Source organism: Micromonospora sp. NBRC 101691 (assembly GCF_030269285.1).
Lineage (GTDB): Bacteria > Actinomycetota > Actinomycetes > Mycobacteriales > Micromonosporaceae > Micromonospora > Micromonospora echinospora.
On record NZ_BSTB01000031.1, the window covers coordinates 32,511 to 56,460 of the forward strand.

Below are 23,950 nucleotides of genomic sequence, written 5' to 3' on the forward strand. Positions count from 1 at the left end.
GCCGGTGGTTCTCACCGGTCGAGGGTTCCCGCCAGCGCGTACGTCGGCGCGGTGGGCCGGGCGCAGCGGTAGATCCGTTCGATGACGTCGATGGTCCGGCGGGCGTCGGCCGCTGCCGCGCCCCGGCTGGCCGGCGCGGCGAGCAGGTCGGGCAGTACGTCGAGCTGACGGTCGTACTCGGCGCCGATCGGCTCCACCGGCAGCGGCAGGCGGACGGTCTCGCCGTCGCGGGTCCGGGTGAGCACCGGCGTCGGCTCCCGGTTGGGGCTGAACCCGAACGTGCAGTGCAGGGTCGCCGAGCCGCCGGTGCCGTGCACGGCGATGGTGGTCCGGTCCCGCGCCTCGTGCGAGGCCCAGCAGGCGTGCAGGCCGGCGGAGGCGCCGTCGGCGGTGAGCAGGAACGCGCGCGCGGTGTCCTCCACGTCACCCCGGGCCCGGCCGGTGTCGCTGGCCGTGCCCCGCCACGCCGCCCCGGCGGCGTCGTCGTTGACGAAGTCGTCGGAGACGCTGCCCACGGCGTGCACCACCGGGGCCGGCCCGAGCAGCGGCAGCACCGTGTCGAGCAGGTGCCAGCCGAGGTCGACCAGGGCACCGCCGCCGGCCAGTTCCCGCCGGGTGAACCAGCCACCGGCGTCGGGCACGCCGCGCGCCCGTACCCAGGCCACGTCGACGTGGCGGACGGCGCCCAGGTCGGCGGTCGCCTCGACCAGCGCACGGACGTCCGCCCGGTAGCGGGCGGCGCTACCGGCGAGCAGCACCGCGCCGCCGGCCTGCTCCGCCCCGGCCAGTTCCGCCGCCTCGGCGGAGGTGAGACAGACCGGCTTCTCCAGGAAGACCGGTACGCCCCGGCGCAGCAGCCGGGCCGCCACGCCCGCGTGCAGGTGGTTGGGAACGGCGACGACGACCAGATCCACCGTGTCGGCGGGGACGTCGTCGACGTCGGCGTACGCGGACGGGACCTGGTGGTTCGCGCGCGCCCGGTCACGGGCCGCCGGGTCGGGGTCGACCACGGCGGTCACCGTGAAGCGCGGATGCGCGGCGAGCCGGGGCAGCCAGATCTCCCGGCCGGCCCAGCCGAGGCCGGCCACGGCGACCCGGACGCGCCCCGGTGTGGCGGCCGACGACGGGGCGGTCATTCGCCGAGGACGTCGGCGAGCACGGCGGCGATCTGGTGCATCTGCTCCTCGGTGCCGAGCAGCGTACGGTGGTGCAGCCAGATGCAGTCGGCGTGGATCTGCTCGACGTTCGGGCACCGGGCGGCGATCTGGTCGACCGTCTCGTCCGGGGCGCCGGCGAGCCAGAAGCCCTCGCAGCGGTAGATCGCGCGGAACGCCACGAAGGCGGGAATGCCCCGGGCGATCAGCTCGTCCACCACGACCCGGCGGCGCTGCTCACCGATGCCGGGGACCCGGAACATGGCCATGTAGTGCGGGTTGCGGTCGCCCCGGTCGTCGCGGCCCTGCGGCACCACGCCGGGGATCTGGGCGAGCAGGCTCGCCAGCAGCGGCCAGCGCTGCTCGCGCAGCTCGATCTGGCTGTCCAGGCGGGACAGCTGGGCCCGCAGCACGGCGGCGCTGAACTCGTTCATCCGGTAGTTCGAGCCGGTGGTGCGGTGCAGGTAGTCGCGGTCGGTGCGCGGCCGGCCGCAGCTGTGCACGAGGAACGCCCGCTCGTACAGCTCCTGGTCGGGGAAGAGCACCGCGCCGCCCTCACCGGCGGTCATCAGCTTGCCGTTCTGGAAGCTGAACGCGGCCACCGAGCCCAGCTCGCCGACGCGCTTGCCCTGCCACTGCGCGCCGTGGGCGTGCGCGGCGTCCTGGAGGATCGCGACCCCGGCGTCGGCGGCGATCTTGTCGAGGGCGTCCATGTCGGCCATCTGCCCGGCCATGTGCACCGGCATGATCACCCGGGTCCGGTCGGTGATCGCGGCGGCGACGGCCTCCGGCTGGATGCAGTAGGTGTCGAGGTCGACGTCGACCGGTACGGCCACCGCGCCGAGCCGCTGCGCGGCCAGCGACGACGAGATGAACGTGAACGCCGGGACGATCACCTCGGTGCCGGGTCCGACCCCGAGCACCTCCAGGGCCACCTCCAGGGCGTGGGTGCCGTTGGTGACGGCGAGCGCGTGCGGGGTGCCGTGGTACGCCCCGAACTCCGCCTCGAAGGTGTCGACCTCGCTGCCGCCGACGCGCCACCACTGGCCCTGCTCCAGGGCCCGGATCAGGCCGGCCCGTTCCTCGTCACCGAACTGCGGCCACTCGGGGAACTCCGGCACGCTCGCCGACAGACCACTCATGATGTCCCACTTCCCAATCCAGCTGGAACGGCGGTTCACTGGCCGTTCGTCGACAGCGGCGCGCCGCCCCGCGATCCCGGGCGTCGGATGCGACCCACGACCCGCACCGCCCGGCTGGTTCTCGGGGCGGACGCCACCGTCGATCGCGGCGACGTACCTGGCTCGCGGTGGACGCTAACCGACCTGACCGGCGGCTCGACTCCCCTAACGGCCCCTAACCGCCCCTTAGTCGGCCAACTGGACGGCGTGTGACGGCCGTCCGCGTAGTAGACCTGCGACGGCGACCCCGGCCCGCCCTGCGGCGCCCCGGGAACGACGCCCACGACGCGCGCCGACGGTGGCGGCGCGGGCGGCCGTCGAGGTTGGTTGCAGGGGCACCCTGCAGTGCAGAATTCACCTGCAGGGGGCCCTTCCTACCACCGCAGCCGGACCCACGGCAGCTCCCCTAGCTGCCCCTATCCGCCCCTTGTTTCGGGTGGGCGGGCGCGGGCGACGCCGGCCGCCGGCGCGATACTGCCGGGGACCCGTCGTCGAACCCACGCCGACGGGACCGTTCCGCGCGAGGTGAACCGTGTCCAACGTGCTCCTGCTCAACGGCCCGAACCTGGGCATCCTCGGTCAGCGGGAGCCGGAGATCTACGGCACCGACACCCTGGCCGACATCGAGCGGGCGGTCGCCGAGGAGGTCACGCCGCGCGGCTGGCGGGTGACGGCCGAGCAGCACGACTGCGAGGGCGCCCTGATCCGCGCCATCCAGGGCAACTACGACACGGTCGGCGCGATCGTCAATCCCGGCGCGCTGATGATCGCCGGCTGGAGCCTGCGGGACGCGCTCGCCAACTACCCGCGCCCCTGGATGGAGGTCCACCTCTCCAACGTGTGGGCGCGGGAGAGCTTCCGGCACGACTCGGTGCTCGCGCCGCTCGCCAGCGGGGTGATCGTCGGACTCGGGGCGCTGGGCTACCGGCTGGCCGCCCGCGCGCTCGTCGCCACCGTCGCGTGACCGATCCCCTTCCACGGCCGGAGCCAGCACGGTCGTCCGTCCGTTTTCCCCCGACCTGAGGACAGCTTCGTGCGTATCCCGATCATCACCCTGACCGTCATCCTCGCCTCCGTCCTCATCGCCGTGGCGCTGCCGAAGCTCCTCGGCCAACTGGAGATGCGCAACCGGATGGCCCGCATCGGCGTCTCGGCCGGTCTCACCCGGACGATCGGCATCCTGGAGATCGCCGGGATCGCCGGTTTGCTGCTCGGCCTGCTCTGGTGGCCGATCGGCGTCGCGGCGGCCGTCGGGCTGACCCTGCTGCTGATCGGCGCGGCCGTCTACCACATCCGGGCCAAGGACCCCGTGCCGATGGCGGTGGTGCCGGTGGCGTTCGCCGTGGCGGCGGCGGCGATCGCCGTCATGCACGTCCTCGCCAACTGACCACCGTCGTGACCGACCGGCCGCACGTCGGCGTCCTGGGGGTCGACGTCGGGGGCACGAAGGTCGCGCTGCGCGCCGAGGCGGCCGGGCGGCCCGCGTACGAGCGGACCTTCGCCTGGCCGTCCGGCGGCGATCCGGCCGGCGACCTGGCGGCGCTCGACGCGGAGGTCGCCGCGCTGCGGGCCACCTGGGGGCCGGTCGGCGCGGTCGGCATGGCGATGCCGGCCATCACCGACTCCGACGGCACGGTCCTGACCTGGCCGGGCCGGCCGAGCTGGACCGGACTCGACCTCACCGGCGCGCTGCGGCGGCTCTTCCCCGACGTCCCGACCGGGTACGCCGACGACGGTGACCTCGCCGCGCTGGCCGAGGCCCGCAATGCCGGCCACGACGACCTGGTGTACCTCGGCGTGGGCACCGGGGTCGGCGGCGGGATCGTGCTGCACGGCCGGCCCGTCCCGGCCGGCGCCTCCGCCGAGGTCGGACACATGGTCGTCGACCTGGACGGCGTGCCCTGCGACTGCGGTCGCGCCGGCTGCCTCCAGTCGGTCGCCTCCGGCCCGGCCACGCTGCGGCGGGCGGCCCGGGAGCACGGCGGCGAGGTCACCTTCGACCAGTTGCGGGCCGGATTGCGGGACCGCCGTCCGTGGGCGGTCGGGGCGGTACGCGAGAGCTGCGCGGCGCTGGCCGCGGCGGTGGTGAGCCTCGGCGAGTTGCTGGCCGTTCCGGTGGCGGTGGTGGGCGGCGGCTTCGCCGACGGCCTGCCCGGCTTCGTCCCGCTCGTCGCCGACCTGGCCCGGCAGGCGGGACGCCCCGGACGACCGGCTCCGACGGTGCGGGCCGCCGCCCTCGGCGGGCTTTCCTCGCTGCACGGCGCGCTCTGGCTGGCCCGTGACCTGACGACGACCGGCGGCACCGGCTCCCGGTGAACCACACCCGGAAGGAACCTCTCCGATGACCGCTGTCGACGCCCCCGTCACGGCCGTGCCGGCGATCAGCGGCACGACCCGGCTGTACGCGCTGCTCGGCGACCCGATCACGCAGGTCCGCGCGCCCGGCCTGCTCAACCCGGTGCTCGCCCGCCGGGGTACGGACGCCGTGCTGGTCCCGGTGCACGTCACGGCGGCCGACCTCGAACCGGTGGTGCGTGGCCTGCGGCAGATGGCGAACCTGGACGGGCTTCTCGTGACCGTGCCGCACAAGGCGGCCGTCCTCGCCCTGGCCGACCGGGTCACCGACCGTGCCCGCCTGGCCGGCAGCGCCAACGCGCTGCGCCGCGAGCCGGACGGCACCTGGACGGCCGACACGTTCGACGGCGACGGGTTCGTCCGTGGCCTGGTCGAGGCCGGGCACGACCCACGGGGTCGCCGGGTGTGCGTGGTGGGCGCGGGTGGCGCGGGCAGCGCCATCGCGGTCGCGCTGCTCGACGCCGGGACGGCCGCGCTGCGCCTGGTCGACACCGACCCCGGACGGCTCGACACGCTGCACAGGCGGTTGTCGCCGGTCTACCCGGGACGGGTCAGCACCTCGGCCCACCCGCTCCTGGACGACGTCGACCTCGCCGTCAACGCCACTCCCCTGGGCCTGCGTCCCGGCGACCCGCTGCCGTTCCCGGTGACCGGGCTGCCGACGCACGCCGTGGTCGCCGACATCATCATGACCCCGGCGGAGACGGCGCTGCTGCGCGCGGCGTACCTCCGTGGCCTGCCCACGCAACCCGGACTGCCGATGCTCGGCCACCAGATCGACGCCTACCTGGAGTTCTTCGATCTCTAGGCGTCCGGGCAGTCGTGGACGCGCGGGGCGACCGGTTGCCAGGCGCCGTGGTCCTCGCGCGCGCTGAGCCGGTCCGCCTCACGGGCGGCGCGCACCAACTGCTCTGTCGTGCGGGGGACGGCGGCCAGGAACACCGCGCCGAGGTGGCGACAGAACCAGGGACCGTGTTCGAGGGGCAGCAGCGGCTCGCCCGCGAGGGTGGCCAGGTCCTCCTTGCTCCAGCCCAACGGCCCGGCCACCGCCTGCAACTGCGACAGCCGGTGGGACCTCCCGCCCAGCATGCCCCTGATGGTGCTCATCGAGAGCCCGACGAACGGGAACTCTCGCAGCCCCAAGCCTCGGTTACGCATGAGGCCCGCCAGGACCGCGGGGAACGGGTCCGGGGCCGTCGGATCGCGGGCCGGCCCAGGCTCGGGTGCCGCGCCCTCGTCCGGCATCGCGAGCAGGAATTCGCGCAGGGCTGCCAGTTGCGGGTGGTCGCAGAACGTCACGCGGTAGGTGAACGCACCCATGACGTCCTTGTCCCGGTCCGGCGGCAGCAGATGCCCCGGCACTGGATGGCCCCCCACCACGAGCACATCGGCCACGGGTAGGCCAAGGTCGACAGCGATCTTCTCCAGCCGCGAGGTGTCGTGGTCCCGGCCGTTGTCCAGCAGATCATGCAGCACCTCGGACCGCGTCATGGCGACCAACGTACGGCATCGACAAGTCACCGTGGCCGATGGAGTTATCGCTGGAACAACGAGTCGACCCGCGCCGATGCGACTCACGACATGAAGCCCTCCTCGGAGACGCTTGAGCCGAACCGCACTCAGTCATGACAGCTCAGATACACGACACGCCGAGCGGATCGCACCTCAGGCAGCCACGAAGCCTCAAGGCTGCGTGACGAGACACGACAACCAGGTACGTGACCAGGCGCAATCCGTACGCGATCGCGCGACATGCGGGAGCGTCCCGGCAGCACGTCGGCGTGCGCCAGGGACCGCAGAGACGTGGACCGGCGACCCGGCTGGCACCGCGCGGCAGCAGCGATGCCCGCCCCGTCGATCATGGAGTTTCGGCGCCCGGCTGACGGCCTTTGTGGAGGTTTGGCTGGTGCCCGAACTCCATGATCGACGGGGCGACGGACGATGCGGGGCGATGCGACGGCGTCGGGGTGGGTGAGGCGGCTACAGAGGTCCCAGGACTGTGCCGGGGTCCGCGTCGAGGTCGAGGGTCCTCAGCACGGCGAGGAGTTGACGCTCCTCGTAGCGGAAGTGCGACTCCATGATCGCCTCCAGTCCCTCCAGATGGCGCTCTAGTTCGGCGGGCGGAGCAGCCCGCGTCACGGCGTCCTGCAACCCGGCCAGCAGATGAGCCATCATCGAGTGGTCCTGTCGCAGGTAACGCAACGCCTCGCGCAGTTCGGGATACTGCTCGGCGATCGCCGGGAACAGCTCGCGGTCCTCACCCTCGTGGTGAGCGGTCAGGGCGGCGCAGAACCCGTGGCAGAACAGCAGCAGGTCTCTGGTCGCCGGTTCCGCCGACTCACCAGCGGCCAGGGCCTGTCGGGTCACGGTCAGTGCGTCGCGCAACCTGTCGTGAACGTCGCGCAACTCTCGATGCCAGGCCACCAGCCTGCTCGTCTCGCCCTCACGCATACGTGGAGGGCGAAGGGACAACGATCATCATCGTCGTCGTGTTCCCTTCGGTCCGGCGCCTCCATGCCTGACACGGTCTGCCACCGGCACGCGACGCTGGGGCTGACGCTACCACGCACACTGCGGCGTCCCGCACGCTGAGCCTCGATCCACTGACGCGGTCGACGGCGACTGCCGCGGGCCCTCAGGAGCGCAGCCCGTCGTAGTACGGCTTCATCGCCGGGTAGTAGGCGTCGAAACCGGGCCGGGCCGCGCCGTCGCGGGCGGCGACCAGCAGGTCGAGATAGTACTCCCAGCCGGGGCCGACCTCGCCGATCGCTTCCTCGGTGGCGAGGTGGTGCACCAGGCGCAGCTCGGTGACCCCGTCGACCTCGGACAGCAGCATCTCCAGCCGCCACGAGCCCTGCTCGTCGAGCGTCGCGACGGCCAACCGGCGGGGCGGTTCACACGCCTCGATGAGCATGTCGCACCAGGGCTCTCCCTCCTCGTACGCCATCTGCACCCGGATGGTGCGGCCGGTCCCGGGGTCCCCCTCCCACGGGCCGAACCAGCGCGCGGTGCGCTCCGGCTCGGTGACGCTCGCCCAGACGTCCGCCACCGGGGCGCGGAAGGTACGGGTCAGCACCAGGTCACTGCCGGTGTCCGTACGGAACAACCGGCCGACGGGTAGGCGGTTCATGCGGTCCTCGTTTCTCCGGCGGCGTGGCCGGGGCGGCCACGCCGTTCCCGGCGGGTGCGGTACACCTCGGTCTCCAACGCGTCGAGGCGGTGCTCCCAGCCGCCCGGCCGGTCGAACCGGGCGAGCCACTCGACCAGCGCGGCGAGCGGCCCGGTCTCCAGCCGGTAGAACCGCTGCCGGCCGACCACCTCGTCGCGGACCAGGCCGGCCCGCCGGAGCACCCGCAGGTGCCGGCTCACCGCAGGCCTGCTGACCGGGAAGCGGGCGGCGATGTCGCCGGCGGCCAGCCGCCCGTCCCGCAACATCTCCAGGATGTCGCGGCGGATCGGATCCGCGATCGCCTCGACCACCTCGTCCACGCCCGAAAGCGTAACCTATGGGTTACGGATCAGGGCACCGGAGGTGGACCCCGGGACGCGCGTCGCCGGCCGCGCCCCTCGACGGCAGGTTCAGATCAGCACCTGCAGCGCCAGCAGCACACTGGGGATGAGCCCGGACAGAGCGAGCACGGCGAGCACCACGCAGCCCGAATTCGGGTTGGAGACGGCTCCGGTGTCCACGTTTCGCCTCAGGTTGGTGTTGGGGATTCGCACATCCCTTTTTCCGGCGTGATAGTCCGCCCCCGCCTCCAGGCCCCAGCAGTACATGCATTCGCCTGAGTCCTTGCGCCTGCCGCACTTCGGGCATTCACTCATGGACGCCTCCTTGGAGTGTCGAGTCGACGGCTGATCCTGGCCGTTGAGGCGGTCGGTGGCTGGCCGGAGGTCCTTGAAGGCAGCCTCGGAGGCATTCAGGGGCGCTGTCCAACGTGTGGCCCACCGCCTGCGTCCGGCACCTGTGGAATCCAGGCTCATCAACGCACAAAAGGGTACGTGAGCGCTGTCGTCAAGGTGACCCAGCGCCGGCAGGTCTCGTCGAACGTAGCGTCGACCCCGCCCCCCGAAGGGCCGTCCGGCACGCGGTCAGGGCGTCTACCGCACCGCCTGGACCAACCGGTCCTCGATGTCCCGCAGCAGCCGTTCCGCGCGGTCCGTTGGCAGGTGGACGGTGTCGGCGGTGACCGCCAGTTCCACCGCGCCGGGCGCGTCCATCACCTGGATCCGGCAGCGCCAGGCGAACCGGTCCAACTCCTCCAGCCAGCGGAAGGAGCCAGCGGTGCCCAGCGTCGACTCATCCGGTCCGGCCACGTCGGACGGCACGTCGTGGGGCAGGCGGATGTCGTTGAGGTAGCAGAACGGCGCGAGCGCCGTGCCGTAGTCGTAGCCGTGGTCGGCGAAGGCCTGTGCGAGCGCGAGCGGGTCGTAGTAGGCGTGCCGGTACCCGTCCAACGACGCCTGCCGGGCCCGCCGCAACAACTCGGCGAAGTCCGGTCGGCCGGTGAGGTCGACCCGGCAGAGTCCGATCTGGTTGAGCTTGCTGATCGCGGTGTCGTACTCGGGTTGGAAGCGGTTGTTGGCCATCGTGAAGATGCCGACGGCCCCGGGCCCGCCGTCGGCCTCCGGGCCGCCGCCGGCCCGGAGCGCGGCGGCGGTGGCGGCGAGCAGGACGGTGGAGCTGCTCGTCCGGTGCCGGGCGGCGAGCAGCCGGGCCGCGTGGTGGATCGCCGGCGAGGTGAGCGCGCCGCGCCGGTAGCGCGGGGTGAGCCCGGCAGCCACCGGTTCGGCGAAGCTGCCCGCCCCGAGCGTGGGGAACTGCCGGAGCCAGTACGCCACCGCCCGGTCTGACCGTCGCCGATCGACCCGCTCGCGGTCGGCCACGTCCAGCGACTGGAGACCCGGCGGGCTGGGCGCCGCCCCGCGCAACAGCAGCATCCGCAGGTCCCGGAGCACCGTCTCGGTGGCGTGGAAGTCGACGGTGGAGTGGCTGAAGACCACGACGACCTGTCGGACCAGCCCGTCGACGACCACCACGGCGGCCCGCAGCGGCCACTCGGCGGCGTGGTCGAAGCGCGGGTCACCGAACCGCGCCGCGAGCGTGCCGGCTGCCACCTGCCCGTCCGGATCGGGCCCGGCGTCCGGCACGGTGTGCACCAGCACCGGCAGTCGTCCCTCGGCGGCGGCCACCTGGCGCAGTTCGCCGTCGCTCGGGCGGACCCGGGTACGCAGCGACTCGTGCCGGCCGACCAGCGCGGCGAGCGCGCGTACCGCCCGCGCCGGGTCCACCCCGGCCCGCCGCGAGACGGCGAGGGTGCGGCGCAGGTTCAGGAAGCTGTGCCGGTTGGACTCGAATTCCACCACCGCCCGCCACATCGCGCGCTGCCCCCAGGTCAGCGGCCCGGTGGCGGCCCGGCCGCCGTGGAAGTCCGCGTACGCCACCTCCTCGGTGCACGCCGCAGGCTGGTCCGTGGGTTGGGATGTGAGCACCACTCAGGTTACCCCGGCCCTCAACGGGGCAGGACGCGCGACGAGGGCGTCCAGGGCCAGGACACCTCCCGGAAGACCGCTGTGACCAGCAGGTCCTCCAGGTCGCGCAGGAACGGCTCGACCGACTCGGCAGGTACGAACCGGGTGTCGACGCTGACCGTGACGCCCACCGCCCCTGGCTCGTCGACGACGTGGACCAGCCGGTGCCAGGCCGCCCGGGCCATGCCGTCGACCCACCGGAAGGTGCTTTCCGCCATCGTGGCGCGCAGGTCGCTTTCGGTCACCGTCGGGGCCATTCCGGCGCTTCCGCCGGCCAGCCGCACGTCGTTGAAATAGTAGTACGGCAGAAATGCGGTGCTCGGGTCGTGACCGTCCGCCAGTAAACGATGCCTCAGGGCTACCGGGTCGTAATAGGCGTGCCGGTACGCCGCCAGCGCACCGCGCCAGACGCGGGGCAGCAACTCGGTGAAACCCGGCCGGTCGCCCAGGTCGACCACGCACATTCCGATCTGCCCGAGATTCGCCACCGCGTCGTTGTACTCGGCGCGGAAACGGTTGTGCGCCATCGTGAACAGACCACACACCGACGACCCGTCGCGGCCGGCGGCCAACGCGGTGGTGGCGGCCAGCAGCACCGTGGAGGCGCTGACCCGGTGGCGGGCGGCGAGCAGCCGGGCCGCCCGGTCGACGGCCGGGGAGACCAGCGTCCCCCGGCGCAGTCGCGGGGTCAGTTCGGGGTGGGTGGGCGTCATCGGCGGCTGCGGCAGTTGGGCGAGCCCTCGCGCCCAGTGTTCCACCGCACGGGCGGAACCGTCCTGGTCCGGCCCGTGCTGGTCCCGGGCCACCTGCGCCGACTGCGGACCGGGCGGGGTGGTGATCTCCCCCCGCAACAGGAGCAGCCGCAGGTCCCGGAGCACCACCTCGACCCCGTGAGCGTCCACCGTCGAGTGACTGAAGACGATCACGATCTGGCGTACCCGGTCGTCGACGGTGACCAGGGCGACCCGCAGCGGCCACTCGGCCGCGTGGTCGAACGCGACGTCGGCCAGCCGCTCGGCCACCACGCCGGCCGCCGCCACGCCGTCCCCCGCACCGGGCACCACCAGCAGGGGCAACTGGCCGGCCGCCGCGGTCTCCTGCCGGAACCCACCGTCGACCGACCGGACCCGGGTCCGCAACGAACCGTGCCGGCCGACCAGGGCTCCGATCGCACGGGTCACGCCGGCGAGGTCCGCGCGGACCCGTCCGGACACCGGCACGGTGCGGCGCAGGTTCAGGAACCGGTGGTTCCAGCCGGACCGTGCGGCGGCCCGGAACATGACGCCCTGTGCCCACGTCGTCGGGGCCGTTTCGGTACGCCCACCGCCGAACTCCGCCAGGACCAGCGTCTCGGTGGCCCACTCGGCCGGCACCACGGCATCCGCGAATCGCATTCCTGACGGTAAAACGACGGACTGCCACCCGGATCGCTCGTTCGGGCTTTCCACAGTGCACGTCAGGGGCTCTTTCCCACGCCGGACAGGCGTCCGTCGGTGCGCCGTTCAGTTGATTACATGCGTCGTTTGCATTCGGCACACTGCTTGCCTCGCCCGCCATCGACGTAAGGCCTCGCCGCGTGACCAATGTAGACCTTCCGGCCCGGGTTGTCCGTTCCTCCTCGAATGGGATTCCCGACACCGTCGGGGCGAGCCCGTCGTTGTCGTTCGGTCAGGAGCGGATCTGGTTCACCGAACAACTGACCCCCGGTACGGCGGGCTACCTCGTCTACGCGACGCTGCGGTTGACCGGTCCCCTCGATCCGGACCTGCTCACCGCCGCCATCGACGCCACCGCCGGACGGCACGACAGCCTGCGGATGCGGTTCACCGAGAACGAACTCGGCGAGCCGGTGGTCGAGGTGGTGCCCGCGGTGCAGGTGCCGGTCACCGTCACCGGCGTGGTCGACGAGACGACCGCCCGTGCCCTGGTGGCCGAGTCCGCACGCACCCCGTTCGACCTGGCCGCCGCTCCCCTGCTCCGGGCGCTGGTGATCCGGCTCGGCGACGACGACCACGTGCTGCACCTGGCCATGCACCACATCGTCAGCGACGGCTGGTCGCTGGACCTGCTGCTCACCGAGATCGCCACGCTCTACGGCGCGTTGCGGAACGGTGGTCCGGTGCCCCCGCCGCCGACCGTCTCGTACGTCGACTACGCGGCCTGGCAGCGCGCCCGCGTCGACGGGCCGGACGCCGGGTCCGAGCTGGCCTGGTGGACCGGGACGCTGGCCGGGGTGCCGGCGTTGGAGCTGCCCACCGACCGGCCCCGCCCGGCCGTGCAGACGTACGCCGGGGCCACCCACCGCTTCCGGATCGACGCCGACCTCACCGCCGGGCTGCGCGGGCTGGCCCGGGGCCAGCGGGCCACCCTCTACATGACGCTGCTCACGGGTCTCCAGGCGCTGCTGTTCCGGCACAGCGGCCAACGGGACTTCGCCATCGGCTCACCGGTGGCCGGCCGCGTGGTCCCCGAGTTGGAGAGCCTGATCGGGCTCTTCGTCAACACCCTGGCCATGCGCGCCGACCTCTCGCCGAGCGCCGCCTCCGCCGACTTCCCGGGTGAGGAGCCGAGCTTCGCGACGCTGCTGCGCCGGACCCGCACCACGGTGGTCAAGGCGCTGGCGCGCCAGGAGGTGCCGTTCGAGCGCCTGGTCAAGGAACTGAACGTGACCCGGGACGTGAGCCGGTCACCGGTCTTCCAGGTGCTGTTCACCCTCCAGAACTACGAGCGGGGCAGCGGGAGCCGGTGGCCGGACGGGCTGGTCGCCGAGGGCTTCGGCGCCGACGGCAACGCCGCCCGGTTCGACCTGTCGCTGTACCTCGGCGAGGTCGACGACGGCCTGCGCGGGATGTTCGTCTACAACACCGACCTGTTCGACGCGGCCACCGTCGACCGGCTGGCCGAGCGGTTCACCACCCTGCTCCGCGCGGCGGTGGCCCGCCCGGACCTGCCCGTCGTCGACCTGGACCTGCTGGAGGCCGGCGAGTGGGACCGGGTGCTGGCGTTCAGCGCGCCGGACGCGCCGACGACGCCCGCCGTCGCGGTGACCGGCACCGCCACCACGCTGGCCGACCTGGTGGCCCCGCACGTGGCGGCCACCCCGGACGCGCCGGCCGTGGTCTGCGGCCCGGACACGGTGACCTACCGGGACCTGGACCGCCGGGCCAACCGGCTGGCCCACTGGCTGCGCTCCCGGGGAGTCGGCCCGGACGCGCTGGTCGGCGTGCTGCTGGAGCAGTCGGCGGAGTTGGCCGTGGCGCTGCTCGGCGTGCTGCGGGCCGGCGGGGCGTACCTGCCGCTTGATCCGGAGCAGCCGCCGAACCGCCTGGCCGCCATGCTCGCCGACGCCCGGCCGACGGTGGTGCTGACCAGCGCCGACCTGCGCGACCGCCTCACCCCGACCGACCCGGCGATCCCGGTCCCGGCGGCCCCGGCCTGCCTCGACGAGATCGCCGGGGAGGTGGCCGGCTGCCCGGAGACCGCGCCGGACGTGGACGTCCACGGCGGGAACCTGGCCTACGTCATCTACACCTCCGGGTCCACCGGCACGCCGAAGGGGGTGGCGGTGGCGCACCGGCAGGTGCTGCGCTACCTCGACGGGGTGGCCGACCGGTTCGGCGTCGTCCCGGCCGGCCGCTACGCGCTGCTCCAGTCGATGTCGTTCGACTTCAGCGTCACCATCTTCTACCTGGCCCTGGCCACCGGTGGCGTGGTGCACCTGCTTCCCCGGCGCGGCACCGGCGCGGAACTCGCCGAGCAGTTGCGGGAACACCGGATCGACTACCTGAAGATCACCCCGTCGCACCTGGCGGCGTTGACCGCCGACGCCGAGCCGGTCGAGCTGCTGCCGGCCCGGGCGCTGATCCTCGGCGGTGAGGCCTCCGACCTGGCGCGGGTACGGCCACTGGCCGCCGCCGGCACGGCGCGGGTGTTCAACCACTACGGACCGACCGAGGCGACGGTCGGCATCGCCACCCACGAGGTGACCGCCGACGGGGACGACAGCGGACCGGTGCCGACCGGTCGGCCGCTGCCGTACGCCCGGGTGCACGTGCTCGACGACCGGATGCGTCCGGTGCCGATCGGGGTGCCCGGCGAGATCCACCTCGGCGGGGACCGGCTCGCCCGGGGCTACCTCAACCGTCCCGGGCTGACCGCCGAGCGGTTCGTGCCCGACCCGTTCGGACCGCCCGGCGCCCGCCTCTACCGCACCGGTGACCTCGGCCGGTGGCGGGCCGACGGGCAGTTGGTGTTCCTCGGGCGCACCGACCACCAGGTCAAGATCCGCGGTTACCGGGTGGAGCTGGGCGAGGTGGAGGCCGCGCTGCGCGACTGCCCGCCGGTACGCCAGGCGGTGGTGGTGCTGCGCGACGACCGGCTGGTGGCCTACCTGGAGCCGGTGCCCGGCGCGGACACCCCGGAGGCAGCCGAGCTGCGCCGCACGCTCGCCGACCGGCTGCCGGACCACATGGTGCCGCAGCGGTTCGTCTGGCTGGCGGAGCTGCCGTTGCAGGAACACGGCAAGGTGGACCGCCGGGCGCTGCCCGAGCCGACCGTCGAGACGCCGGCCGGCGAGCGGGTCGCCCCGGTCGGCCCGGTGGAGAACCTGGTCGCCGGGATCTGGCGGGAGGTGCTCGGGCTGGCGGAGGTCGGGGCCACCGACGACTTCTTCGACCTCGGCGGGCACTCGCTGCTCGCCACCCAGGTGGTGGCCCGGCTGCGCCGGGAGCTGCCGCCCGCCGACGGCGCCGCGCCCCGGGTCAGCGTGATGGACCTGTTCCGCCACCGGACGGTCCGCGAACTCGCCGCCCGGGTGTCGGCGACCGACGCCGAGCCGGTCGGCCTGCTGCACGAGCTGACCCCGCCGGTGCCGGTCGCCGAACGGGTCGCCACCCTGGTCTGCGTCCCGTACGGCGGCGGCAGCGCGGTGGTGTACCAGCCGCTCGCGGACGCCCTGCCGCCCGGTTACCGGCTGCTGTCGGTCTCCATGCCCGGCCACGACATCGGCCTGGCCGACGACCCGGCCCCGATCGACGAGGTCGCCGGGGACGTGGTCGCGGAGATCCTCGCCCGCGTCGAGGGTCCGCTGGTGCTCTACGGGCACTGCGGTCCCGGCGGGGCCCTCGCGGTCGAGGTGGCCCGGCGGTTGGAGGCGGCCGGCCGGGAGCTGACCGCGGTCTACCTCGGTGCGGTGTTCCCCTTCGCCCGGCCGGTGGGCGGGGTGCTCGGGCCGCTGCTGCGCCTGCGCCTGTCCGAGCGGATCCGCAGCGACCGGATCTACCGCACCTGGTTGCAGGCCCAGGGCACGTCGATCGGCGCGTTGGATCCGGACGAGGTGGCGTTCCTGATCCGGGCGATGCGGCACGACGCCCAGGTCTCCGAGGAGTACTTCACCGAGCTGATGGAACGGCGGGTGACCCCGCTGCGGGCACCGGTGATCTCGGTGGTCGGCGACCGGGACCGGGGCACCGAGTTCCACGAGGAGCGGTTCCGGGAGTGGCACTTCCTGAGCGACCGGACCGCGCTCGCGGTGATCGACGAGGGCGGGCACTACTTCCTCAAGTACCGGGCCGGGGAGCTGGCCGAGATCGTCACCGGTGTGCACCACCGGCTCGCCGACCCCGCCGGCGTCGAGGGCCCGTCCCCGGCCGACGTGGCCGGAGGGTCCGGGGCGTCCGTGCCGGACGGTTCGGACCCACCCTGGACGCTGGCCGCCGTGTCCGATCGCGGGCGCGGACCGGCCCCGTCGCCCGCCCCGGCCGCGCCGCCGGACCGGCCGGGGCGGTCCGGTGGTCGCCGCCGGACCGCCGACCGGGACCCGCAGCCGAGCATGGCCCGGTTCGGCCTGGTCGCGGCCGGTCAGATCGTGTCCAGTACGGGGACCGCGCTGACCAACTTCGCCATCCCGCTCTGGATCTACCTGGAGACCGGGTCCCTGGCCCGGTTCGCGCTCTTCGCCGTGCTCGGTCTGGTGCCCGGCCTGCTGGTCGCCCCGATCGCCGGCGCGCTGATCGACCGCACCAGCCGACGGAAGGTGCTGCTGCTGGCCGGCACCGCCGCCGGGGCGGCGAACGCCGCGCTGGCCGCGCTGGTGCTCACCGACCGCATCGAGGTCTGGCACTTCTACGTGCTGGTGGGCTGGCTCTCGGTGGCCCTGTCGTTCCAACGGCTGGCGTTCGTCTCGGCCGTACCGCAGCTGGTGCCGAAACGCTTCCTCGGCCACGCCAACGGACTGGCCCAGACCGCCACCGGCATCACCCAGTTCCTGGTGCCGCTGATCGCGGTGGCCCTGCTGGAGGCGGTCGGCCTCGCCGGCATCCTGGTGATCGACGTCGTGTCGTACGTGTTCGCGATCGGGGTGCTGCTGCTCCTCCGGTTCCCCCGGACGCTGGCGTTGCAACGCCGAGAGGGCATCGGCGACGAGATCCTCGGCGGTCTGCGCTACTCGGTACGCCGCCGCGAGTTCCGCTCCATGCTGGTCTTCTTCGCCGCGCTGAACCTGTTCCTGTTCCCGGTGCTCTACCTGCTCTCCCCGCTGGTGCTCGGCTTCGCCGAGTTGGCCGAGGTGGCCCAGGTGGCGTTGACCGGCGGGGTCGGCGCCGCCGTCGGCGGCCTGGTGATGCTCGTCTGGGGCGGCCCCCGCCGCCGGCGGATGCGGGCGGTGCTGCTGGGCACCCTCGGCATCGCGGTGGCCTGCCTGGTCACCGGGCTGCGGCCCAGCCTGGTCACGGTCGCTGCCGGCGCGTTCGGTATCTACCTCGCGCTCGGCATCGTCAACGGCGTCTACAACACGATCATCCAGACCAAGGTGCCGCCCCGGTTCCACGGCCGGGTGTTCGCGCTCAACCAGATGGTGGCCTGGTCCACCATGCCGCTGGGCTGGGGCGTGATCGCCCCGTTCGCCTCGCAGGCCCTGGAGCCGCTGCTGATGCCCGGTGGCGCGTTGGCCGGCAGCGTCGGCGCGGTGATCGGAGTCGGGCCGGGCCGGGGCATCGCCCTGCTCTACCTGGTCTTCGGCGGGTGCATCGCGCTCACCGCGCTGGTGTCGCTGCGCACGCCGGTGCTGGCCCGGTTCGACGACGAGGTGCCGGACGCCCCACCGGACGACCTGATCGGCATCGAGGCCCGGCAGGCGCGGGCCGCCGGGGTCCACCCCTCGCCCGTCGGCGCCGCGACCGGCGACGTGACGGCCCGGAGGGCGGCCTGACATGACCGCCACGACGCCCGTCCGCCGGCCGACCCCACCGGCCGCCCGGACCGTGCCCGAGCTGCTGACCTGGCGCTACGGCCTGCACCCGGACCGGGTGGCGGTCGAGGTGCATGGGGTGGCCGCGTTGACCTTCGCCGAGTGGGAGTCCGGCGCGACCGCGGTGGCCCGGTCGCTGCTGCGCCGGGGGATCCGCCCCGGCGACCGGGTGGGGCTGCTCTTCGGCCCCGGCGGCTGGACGGAGTACGCGGTGGCGTACTGCGGGGTGCTGCGGGCCGGGGCGGTGGCGGTGCCGCTGTCGGACCGGCTCGCCGCCGGGCAGCTCGACCACGCGTTGACCCACTGCGCGGCGGGCGCGCTGCTGCACGGGGATGAGGCCCCCGCGCCGGCGCCTGCCGGCGTGCCGGTGTGGACCGTGGCCGAGCTGCGCGCCGAGCGGGGCGACGAGGTGGAACTGCCGACCGTCCACCCGACCGACCTGGCCCAGATCCTCTACACCTCGGGGACGACCGGCCGGCCCAAGGGGGTGGGCGCGAGTCACGCCAACCTGACCGTGGGCGCGCCGGGCCACGTCCGGCGGTTGGCGTTGGCCCACTCCGAACGGTTCCTGCACGCCTTCGCGATCGGCACGAACGCCGGGCAGACGATGCTGTTCAACGCGCTCACCGCCAAGCCGACCGCGCTCACCCTGCCCCGGTTCACCCCGCTGCGGTTCGCCCGGCTGATCGAGACGGCCGGTGTCGGGACGGTGTTCGTGGTGCCGTCGATCGCGATCGAACTGCTCGACTCCGGGGCGCTGCGGGACCGGGACCTGTCCGGCGTACACCTGGTCGGGTCGACCGCGGCGGCGCTGCCACCGGCGGTGGCGGCCCGGCTGGCGACGGCCCTCCCGGAGGCCACGATCGTCAACTACTACACGTCCACCGAGGCGGCCCCGGCCCAGACCACGATGATCTACGACCCGGCACGGCGGGACGCGGTGGGCCGTCCGGTCGGCGGGCAGCTGATGATCGCCGACCCCGACGGGGCTCCGCTGCCGGCCGGGGCGACCGGGGACGTGTGGCTGCGGGCCCCGCATCCCCGGGCCTACTACCGGGACGAGGCGGCCAACCGGGCCACCTTCCGGGACGGGTGGGTGCGGATGGGCGACGTCGGCCGGCTGGACGCCGACGGCTATCTGTACCTCACCGACCGGCACCAGGACGTCATCAAGTCCGGCGCGTTCAAGATCTCCTCCCTGGAGGTCGAGGCGGCCCTGCACGAGCACCCCGGGATCACCGGGGCGGCCGTGGTGGGGGTGCCGCACCCGGTGCTCGGTTCGGCGGTCGCCGCCGTGCTGGTGCCCCGGGCCGGCACGGCCCCGGACGAGCTGTCCCTGGCCGCGCTGCGCGGCTTCCTCGCCGACCGGCTCGCCGACTACCAGCTGCCGTCGCGGGTGCTGCTGGTCGACGAGCTGCCCCGCAACGCGGGCGGCAAGGTTCTCAAGCGCCACCTGACCAGCCAGTTCGACAACTGACCACCCGAAGATCGTTGGGAGAGCACGTGGGCACCGCCGAGGCGACATACGCGCAGCACGCCGTCTGGTTCACCGAGCAGGCCGGGGTGGCCGGCACGGCGTACCACATGGCGCTCGGCGTCCGGTTCGGCGTCGGGCTGGACCGGACGGCGCTGGTCGAGGCGGTTGCGGCGGTGACCGCGCGGCATCCGGTCCTGACCACCCGGGTCGTCGCCGACCACGACGGCACGCCGCGACTCGTCCCGGCCGACGGGCGGCCGGCGGTGACCTTCGGCGAGCTGACCGACGACCGGATCGCCGAGGAGATCGCCCGCCGTCACGACCCGGCCACCGGGCCGCTGTCCCGGTTCACGCTGCTGACCGGGGCGGACGGGACGCACCTGCTGCTGGTCGCCGCGCACCACCTGGTCTTCGACGGGATGAGCAAGGACGTGCTGGTCCGGGACCTGGCCGCCGCGTACGCCGCCGCGCTCACCGGCACGCCGGCCGAGCTGGCGCCGACCGACGACGGGTACCCGGCACACGCGACCGCCGAGCGGGAACGGGTGGAGGCCCGGCTGCCGGCCGCCCGGGCGTACTGGGAGCGGCACTGGTCCGGCCCCGGTGACGTGGTCCTGCCCGGCCTGCGGCGGGTGCCGACCGCCGCCGAGCCGGGCGCGACGGTCGAGGTGGACCTCTCCGGTGAACTGGTCGCGGACGTCGACCGGACCGCCCGGTCGCTCGGGGTGACCCGGTTCGAGTTGCTGCTCGCCGTGGTGCACGCGCTGCTCGCCCGGTACGGCAACCGGAACGTGCCGGTCGGGGTGGGACTCTCCACCCGGACCGCCGCCCAGGCCGACCAGGTCGGGCTCTTCGTCAACGAGTTGCCGGTCGGAGTCGCCCCGGCCACCGGCGACGTCGCCGGGTACGTCCGCGCGGTCCGGGCCCGGCTCCGCGAGCTGTACCGGTTCCGGGACGTGCCGCTGGCCCACGCGGTCTCCGGGCTGCGGCCGGCACCGGCGCTGACCCCGGTCTCGGTCGGCTACCGGCGGCGCGGCGCGGAGCCGACCTTCACCGGCGTGTCGAGCAGCGTCGAGTGGACGCTGTTCGGCGGCGCGGCCCGCAACGCGCTGCACGTGCAGATCGTGGACGCCCCGACCGGGCTGACCGTCGGCCTGCAGTACAGCCCGGCGGCGATCGACGCCGACTCGGTGGCCCGCATCGGCGGGCACCTGCGGACCATGCTCGCCGCCGTCGTCGCCGACACCGGGCAGCCGGTGGCCGGGCTGCCGCTGCTGCCCGCCGGGGAACGCGACCGGGTGCTGCGGTCCTGGAACGACACCGGGCGGGCGTACCCGCTCGACGCCACCGTGCCGGCGCTGGTCGCCGAGCGGGTCCGCACCGACCCGGACGCGGTGGCCGTGGTCGACGGCGACCGGACGCTGACGTACGCCCAGCTCGACGCGGCCAGCGCCCGGCTGGCCGGGCTGCTGGGCGACCGGGGGGTCGGCCCGGGCACCCTGGTCGCGGTGGCCCTGGACCGGTCCTGGTCGGCGGTGGTGACGCTGCTGGCGGTGCTCCGCCGCCGCGCGGCGTACCTGCCGGTCGACCCCGGTCACCCGGTGGCCCGCCAGGAGCTGGTCCTCGCCGACGCCGCCCCCGCCCTGGTGGTGACCACCGCCGCCACCGCCGCTCGGCTCGACCCGACCCGGCCGGTGCTGGTGCTCGACGGGGTCGACCTGGACGCCCCCGTCGGCGGCGACGTGCCGCCGGCCGACCCGCCGACCGCCGACGACCTGGCCTACGTGCTCTACACCTCCGGTTCGACCGGCCGTCCGAAGGGGGTCGCGGTCCGGCACGGCGCGCTGGCGAACCTGCTGCTGGCGGTCCGGGACACGCTGGACAGCCGGCCGGAGCACCGCTGGCTGCACCTGACCTCGCTGTCGTTCGACATCTCCGGGGTGGAGATCCTCCTGCCCCTGGTCACCGGCGGCCGGGTGGTGGTCGCCTCGGCGGTGAGCGCGCTCGACGGGTCCGGGGTGCTGCGGCTGGTCCGGGACGCCGGGGTGACCCATGTGCAGGCCACCCCGTCCGGGTGGCGGGTGCTGCTGGAGGCGGGACTCGGTGGGGCCCCGGACGCGGTGACGCCCGAGCCGCTGGTGGCGGTCACCGGTGGCGAGGCGCTGCCGGTGACACTGGCCCGGGACCTGCGGGCCCGGGTGGACCGGCTGGTCAACGGGTACGGCCCGACCGAGGCGACGATCTACGCCACCATGGCCGACATCCCGGCCGATCCGGACGAGGTGACCATCGGCCGGCCGCTGCCCAACACCCGCGCCTACCTGCTCGACGACGACCTGCGACCGGTGCCGGTGGGACTCCCCGGTGAGCTGTGCCTAGCCGGTGCCGGGTTGGCCACCGGTTACCTGGGCCGCGACGACCTGACCGGCGAGCGGTTCGTCACCGTGGCTCTCGGCCCGGACGACGCGGCTGCCGGGGCAGACGGTCCGGTCGGGGTGACCGGGGGCGTCGAGCGGATCTACCGCACCGGGGACCGGTGCCGCTGGTTGCCGGACGGCCGGATCGCCTACCTGGGCCGGGCCGACGACCAGGTCAAGATCCGGGGACACCGGGTCGAGCTGGGCGAGATCACTGCCCGGCTGCTGGAACACCCGACGGTCGCCGAGGCGGTGGTGCTGCTGCACGACCCGGTCGACGGCGACCCGCGCCTGGTGGCGTACCTGGTGGCCCGGCCCGGAGCGGACGCGCCGGAGCCGGCCGACCTGCGCGGGCACCTGGCGCTCACCCTGCCCCCGGTGATGCTGCCGACGGACTGGGTGGTCCTGGACCGGTTGCCGGTCGGGCCGAACGGCAAGGTCGACCGGGCGGCGCTGCCCGCGCCGTCCGCCCGCGACACGGCGGTCGCCATCGAGCCGGCGACCGATGCCGACCCGCTGGTCGAAGCGCTCCGGGAGATCTGGCAGGACGTGCTGAAGATCCCGGACATCGGCCCGCACGAGGACCTGTTCGACCTGGGCGGGCACTCGTTGACGATCACCCGGATCAGTGGCCGCATCGTGCAACGACTCGGTGTCGAGGTGCCGCTGGACGCGTTCTTCGACACCCCTACCATCGCGGAGATCGCCGAAATCATCCGGCAGTCCGGAAAGGAGTTCTGATGGGTGCCACCCCCGAGCTGCGGCAACGCGTCGCCGAGCTGGTCAGCACGGCGACCGGCGGCGAGGTGTCCGTCGCCGACCTGATGGCCGGCGGCTCGATGGTCGCGTTGGGCCTGGACTCGCTGGGTCTGCTGCGTCTCGTCGACGCGATCGAGCTGGAGTACGGCGTCGAGGTCGACTTCCAGGCCCCGGGGCGGGGTCTGGACACGCTGGACGACCTGGCCGCCCTGGTGGCCGAGGCCCGCCCGGAGCAGAGCGCGGCCGTCCGGTAGGCGGGAGCAGCCGGCACGGAAAGGGGTGCCGCCTCGCGGCCGCGAGGCGGCACCCCTTCGGATGGACGAGCCGTTCCCGACTATCGCGGGTAACGGTGGTACCAGGGGTTGTGCCTCTCGTAGGCAGCAGCGGCGGTGATGACCTCGTCGTCCCGTTTCATCCGACCGATGACCTGCAAGCCGACCGGCAGATCCGGGCCCCCGAGGGGGTTCGGCGCGAAGCCGGCCGGCAGACTCACCGCCGGATGGCCGCTGAAGTTGACCGGATAGGTCAGGCACCAGCCGATCTGCGGATCGACGGCGACACCGTTGATCGCCGACGGGCCGAGGGTGTTGCCGTCGTCCGCGTTCGGGACGCCCACGACGGCAACCGTCGGTGTGACGACGTAGTCGTACGTCCCCAGGACGATGTTGAGCTTGTGCAGCACGTCGGCGCGCAGGAAGTCCAGGTGCCGGTACTCTTCGGCCAGAAGCCGCTCCGACCGGTCGAGCATGGCGGCGAACTCCGGGGTCAGCTGCTCCTTGTGCTCGCGCAGGTCCATCGGAATGCCGAACTCCAGGAACAGGTCCCGGGCGTGGCCGTACAGGCCGGCCTGAATGAGGACCCAGGTGTCGGCGAAGTGCTGGCTGGTCAGTGGCCGTCGGTTCCGGCCGCCCAGATCGGTGACCTGGATCTCGTCGAGCCCCAGCTTCACCTGGTCGACCCTTGCCCCGGCCTGCTCGAAGGCCTGGAGGGCCTGGCGGACGACACGCTCGACCGACGCCTCCACCGGGAACAGGTCCATGTCCGGTGAGTAGGCGATGCGCCTGCCGGCGAGCGGACGCTTCCCGTCCACGCCCGCCCGGAACGCGCCGACGTAGTCCAGCAAACCGTCCATGCTCAACGGGTCGCCCTCGGAGGGACCGCTGATCGCCTGCATCAGCATGGCCACGTCCGCCACCGTCCGTGCCATGGGCCCGGGGGTGAAGAACGGTGCCGCGGCGATCGGCGGGGCATCCTGCGGCCAGCGGCCGACACTTGGCTTCAGTGCCGCGATGTTGCACATGGCCGCCGGGATACGAACGCTGCCGCCCGCGTCGGAGCCCTGGGTGAGGGCCGTCATGAAGGAGGCCACCGCCGCAGCCGCCCCGCCGCTGGAGCCACCGGCGTTGAACCGGGGGTCGAACGGGGTGCCTGTCGGGCCGTGGACCTTGTTGTCGGTGGTGCCCTTGTGGCCGAACTCGGGAGTGTTGGTCTTGCCCGGCACCACCACGCCCGCGTCGAGTGCGCGCTGGACGTACACCGCGGTGAAGGGCGGCACGAACCCCAGGTCGGCCATCGGCTTGGAGCCGAAGTCGTTGGGGACGCCCGCCAGGAAGTCGAACAGCGCCTTGACGCCGAAGGTCAGCCCCTCCAGCATCCGTGGCCGGCCCTGCCGGTACCGATCGTCGGACCGCACCGCGGCCTCAGAGAGTGTTGGGTAACTGGAGGGCTACTTCTGGTTGAGTTCGTTGTTGAGGCGTCGGGCTGCTTCGGTCTCGATGGGGCCTTGCGGTTCGATGTCCTCACCGGCGAGGCGGGCAGCCATCAGGCGG

17 protein-coding genes and 1 pseudogene are annotated in these 23,950 nt (G+C 73.6%); 8 read left to right on the plus strand and 10 right to left on the minus strand.

The genetic code is table 11. The features are described from left to right. Positions 1-11: 11 nt before the first annotated feature. Both QSK20_RS30680 and QSK20_RS30685 read right to left on the minus strand, forming a co-directional pair. On the minus strand, positions 12-1,136 hold the full coding sequence (locus QSK20_RS30680) for a Gfo/Idh/MocA family protein (RefSeq protein ID WP_285792110.1): 1,125 nt from the start codon (positions 1,134-1,136) through the stop codon (positions 12-14). Then, positions 1,133-2,296 (minus strand): DegT/DnrJ/EryC1/StrS family aminotransferase, encoded by a 1,164-nt coding sequence (locus tag QSK20_RS30685; protein WP_285792111.1) that lies wholly within the window; start codon positions 2,294-2,296, stop codon positions 1,133-1,135. Before QSK20_RS30685 ends, QSK20_RS30680 begins: the two co-directional genes overlap by 4 nt. Before the next feature lie 571 nt (positions 2,297-2,867). On the opposite strand from QSK20_RS30685, the gene QSK20_RS30690 reads away from it, so the two are divergent. The 4 genes from QSK20_RS30690 to QSK20_RS30705 all read left to right on the plus strand — a co-directional run bounded on the left by QSK20_RS30690 (position 2,868) and on the right by QSK20_RS30705 (position 5,498). Continuing rightward, positions 2,868-3,299, plus strand: coding sequence for a type II 3-dehydroquinate dehydratase (locus tag QSK20_RS30690; RefSeq protein ID WP_285792112.1), 432 nt, complete (start codon positions 2,868-2,870; stop codon positions 3,297-3,299). A 69-nt stretch (positions 3,300-3,368) separates the two neighbouring features. Next, on the plus strand, positions 3,369-3,722 hold the full coding sequence (locus QSK20_RS30695) for a DoxX family protein (protein WP_285792113.1): 354 nt from the start codon (positions 3,369-3,371) through the stop codon (positions 3,720-3,722). An 8-nt stretch (positions 3,723-3,730) separates the two neighbouring features. Next, the gene (locus QSK20_RS30700) at positions 3,731-4,651 is read left to right on the plus strand and encodes an ROK family protein (protein WP_285792114.1); all 921 of its coding nucleotides are present in this window, start codon (positions 3,731-3,733) and stop codon (positions 4,649-4,651) included. 25 nt (positions 4,652-4,676) lie between these two features. Continuing rightward, positions 4,677-5,498 (plus strand): shikimate dehydrogenase family protein, encoded by an 822-nt coding sequence (locus QSK20_RS30705; RefSeq protein WP_285792115.1) that lies wholly within the window; start codon positions 4,677-4,679, stop codon positions 5,496-5,498. On the opposite strand, the gene QSK20_RS30710 is transcribed toward QSK20_RS30705, so the two are convergent. The 7 genes from QSK20_RS30710 to QSK20_RS30740 form a co-directional block, all read right to left on the minus strand. Beyond that, positions 5,495-6,181, minus strand: coding sequence for a hypothetical protein (locus QSK20_RS30710; protein WP_285792116.1), 687 nt, complete (start codon positions 6,179-6,181; stop codon positions 5,495-5,497). The two genes, QSK20_RS30705 and QSK20_RS30710, sit on opposite strands and share 4 nt — an antisense overlap. Positions 6,182-6,670: 489 nt before the next feature. Continuing rightward, positions 6,671-7,114, minus strand: coding sequence for a hemerythrin domain-containing protein (locus QSK20_RS30715; protein WP_285792117.1), 444 nt, complete (start codon positions 7,112-7,114; stop codon positions 6,671-6,673). 211 nt (positions 7,115-7,325) lie between these two features. Next, complete coding sequence (locus tag QSK20_RS30720) at positions 7,326-7,820, minus strand: SRPBCC family protein (protein WP_285792118.1); 495 nt, start codon at positions 7,818-7,820, stop codon at positions 7,326-7,328. After that, positions 7,817-8,179: an ArsR/SmtB family transcription factor gene (locus QSK20_RS30725; protein WP_285792119.1), complete on the minus strand. Its 363-nt coding sequence runs from the start codon at positions 8,177-8,179 to the stop codon at positions 7,817-7,819. The genes QSK20_RS30720 and QSK20_RS30725 overlap by 4 nt, the downstream gene beginning before the upstream one ends. A 90-nt stretch (positions 8,180-8,269) precedes the next feature. Continuing rightward, positions 8,270-8,515, minus strand: coding sequence for a hypothetical protein (locus QSK20_RS30730; protein ID WP_285792120.1), 246 nt, complete (start codon positions 8,513-8,515; stop codon positions 8,270-8,272). Between the two features lie 276 nt (positions 8,516-8,791). Beyond that, positions 8,792-10,183: a condensation domain-containing protein gene (locus QSK20_RS30735; RefSeq protein WP_285792121.1), complete on the minus strand. Its 1,392-nt coding sequence runs from the start codon at positions 10,181-10,183 to the stop codon at positions 8,792-8,794. 20 nt (positions 10,184-10,203) lie between these two features. Beyond that, entirely contained in the window at positions 10,204-11,616 is a 1,413-nt protein-coding gene (locus QSK20_RS30740) for a condensation domain-containing protein (protein ID WP_285792122.1), read from the minus strand. A gap of 263 nt (positions 11,617-11,879) precedes the next feature. On the opposite strand from QSK20_RS30740, the gene QSK20_RS30745 reads away from it, so the two are divergent. Genes QSK20_RS30745 through QSK20_RS30760 form a run of 4 tightly spaced genes read left to right on the plus strand, consistent with a single transcriptional unit; the run spans position 11,880 to position 22,375 of the window. Then, the gene (locus QSK20_RS30745; RefSeq protein WP_285792123.1) at positions 11,880-17,429 is read left to right on the plus strand and encodes a non-ribosomal peptide synthetase/MFS transporter; all 5,550 of its coding nucleotides are present in this window, start codon (positions 11,880-11,882) and stop codon (positions 17,427-17,429) included. A gap of 1 nt (position 17,430) precedes the next feature. Then, entirely contained in the window at positions 17,431-18,945 is a 1,515-nt protein-coding gene (locus QSK20_RS30750) for a class I adenylate-forming enzyme family protein (RefSeq protein WP_285792124.1), read from the plus strand. Positions 18,946-18,971: 26 nt separating this feature from the next. Then, positions 18,972-22,103: a non-ribosomal peptide synthetase gene (locus QSK20_RS30755; protein ID WP_285792125.1), complete on the plus strand. Its 3,132-nt coding sequence runs from the start codon at positions 18,972-18,974 to the stop codon at positions 22,101-22,103. Further along, positions 22,103-22,375, plus strand: coding sequence for an acyl carrier protein (locus QSK20_RS30760; protein WP_285792126.1), 273 nt, complete (start codon positions 22,103-22,105; stop codon positions 22,373-22,375). Before QSK20_RS30755 ends, QSK20_RS30760 begins: the two co-directional genes overlap by 1 nt. A gap of 80 nt (positions 22,376-22,455) precedes the next feature. On the opposite strand, the pseudogene QSK20_RS30765 reads toward QSK20_RS30760, so the two are convergent. Next, a pseudogene (locus tag QSK20_RS30765) lies at positions 22,456-23,817 on the minus strand (amidase); the annotation flags it as partial. Positions 23,818-23,950 lie beyond the last annotated feature (133 nt).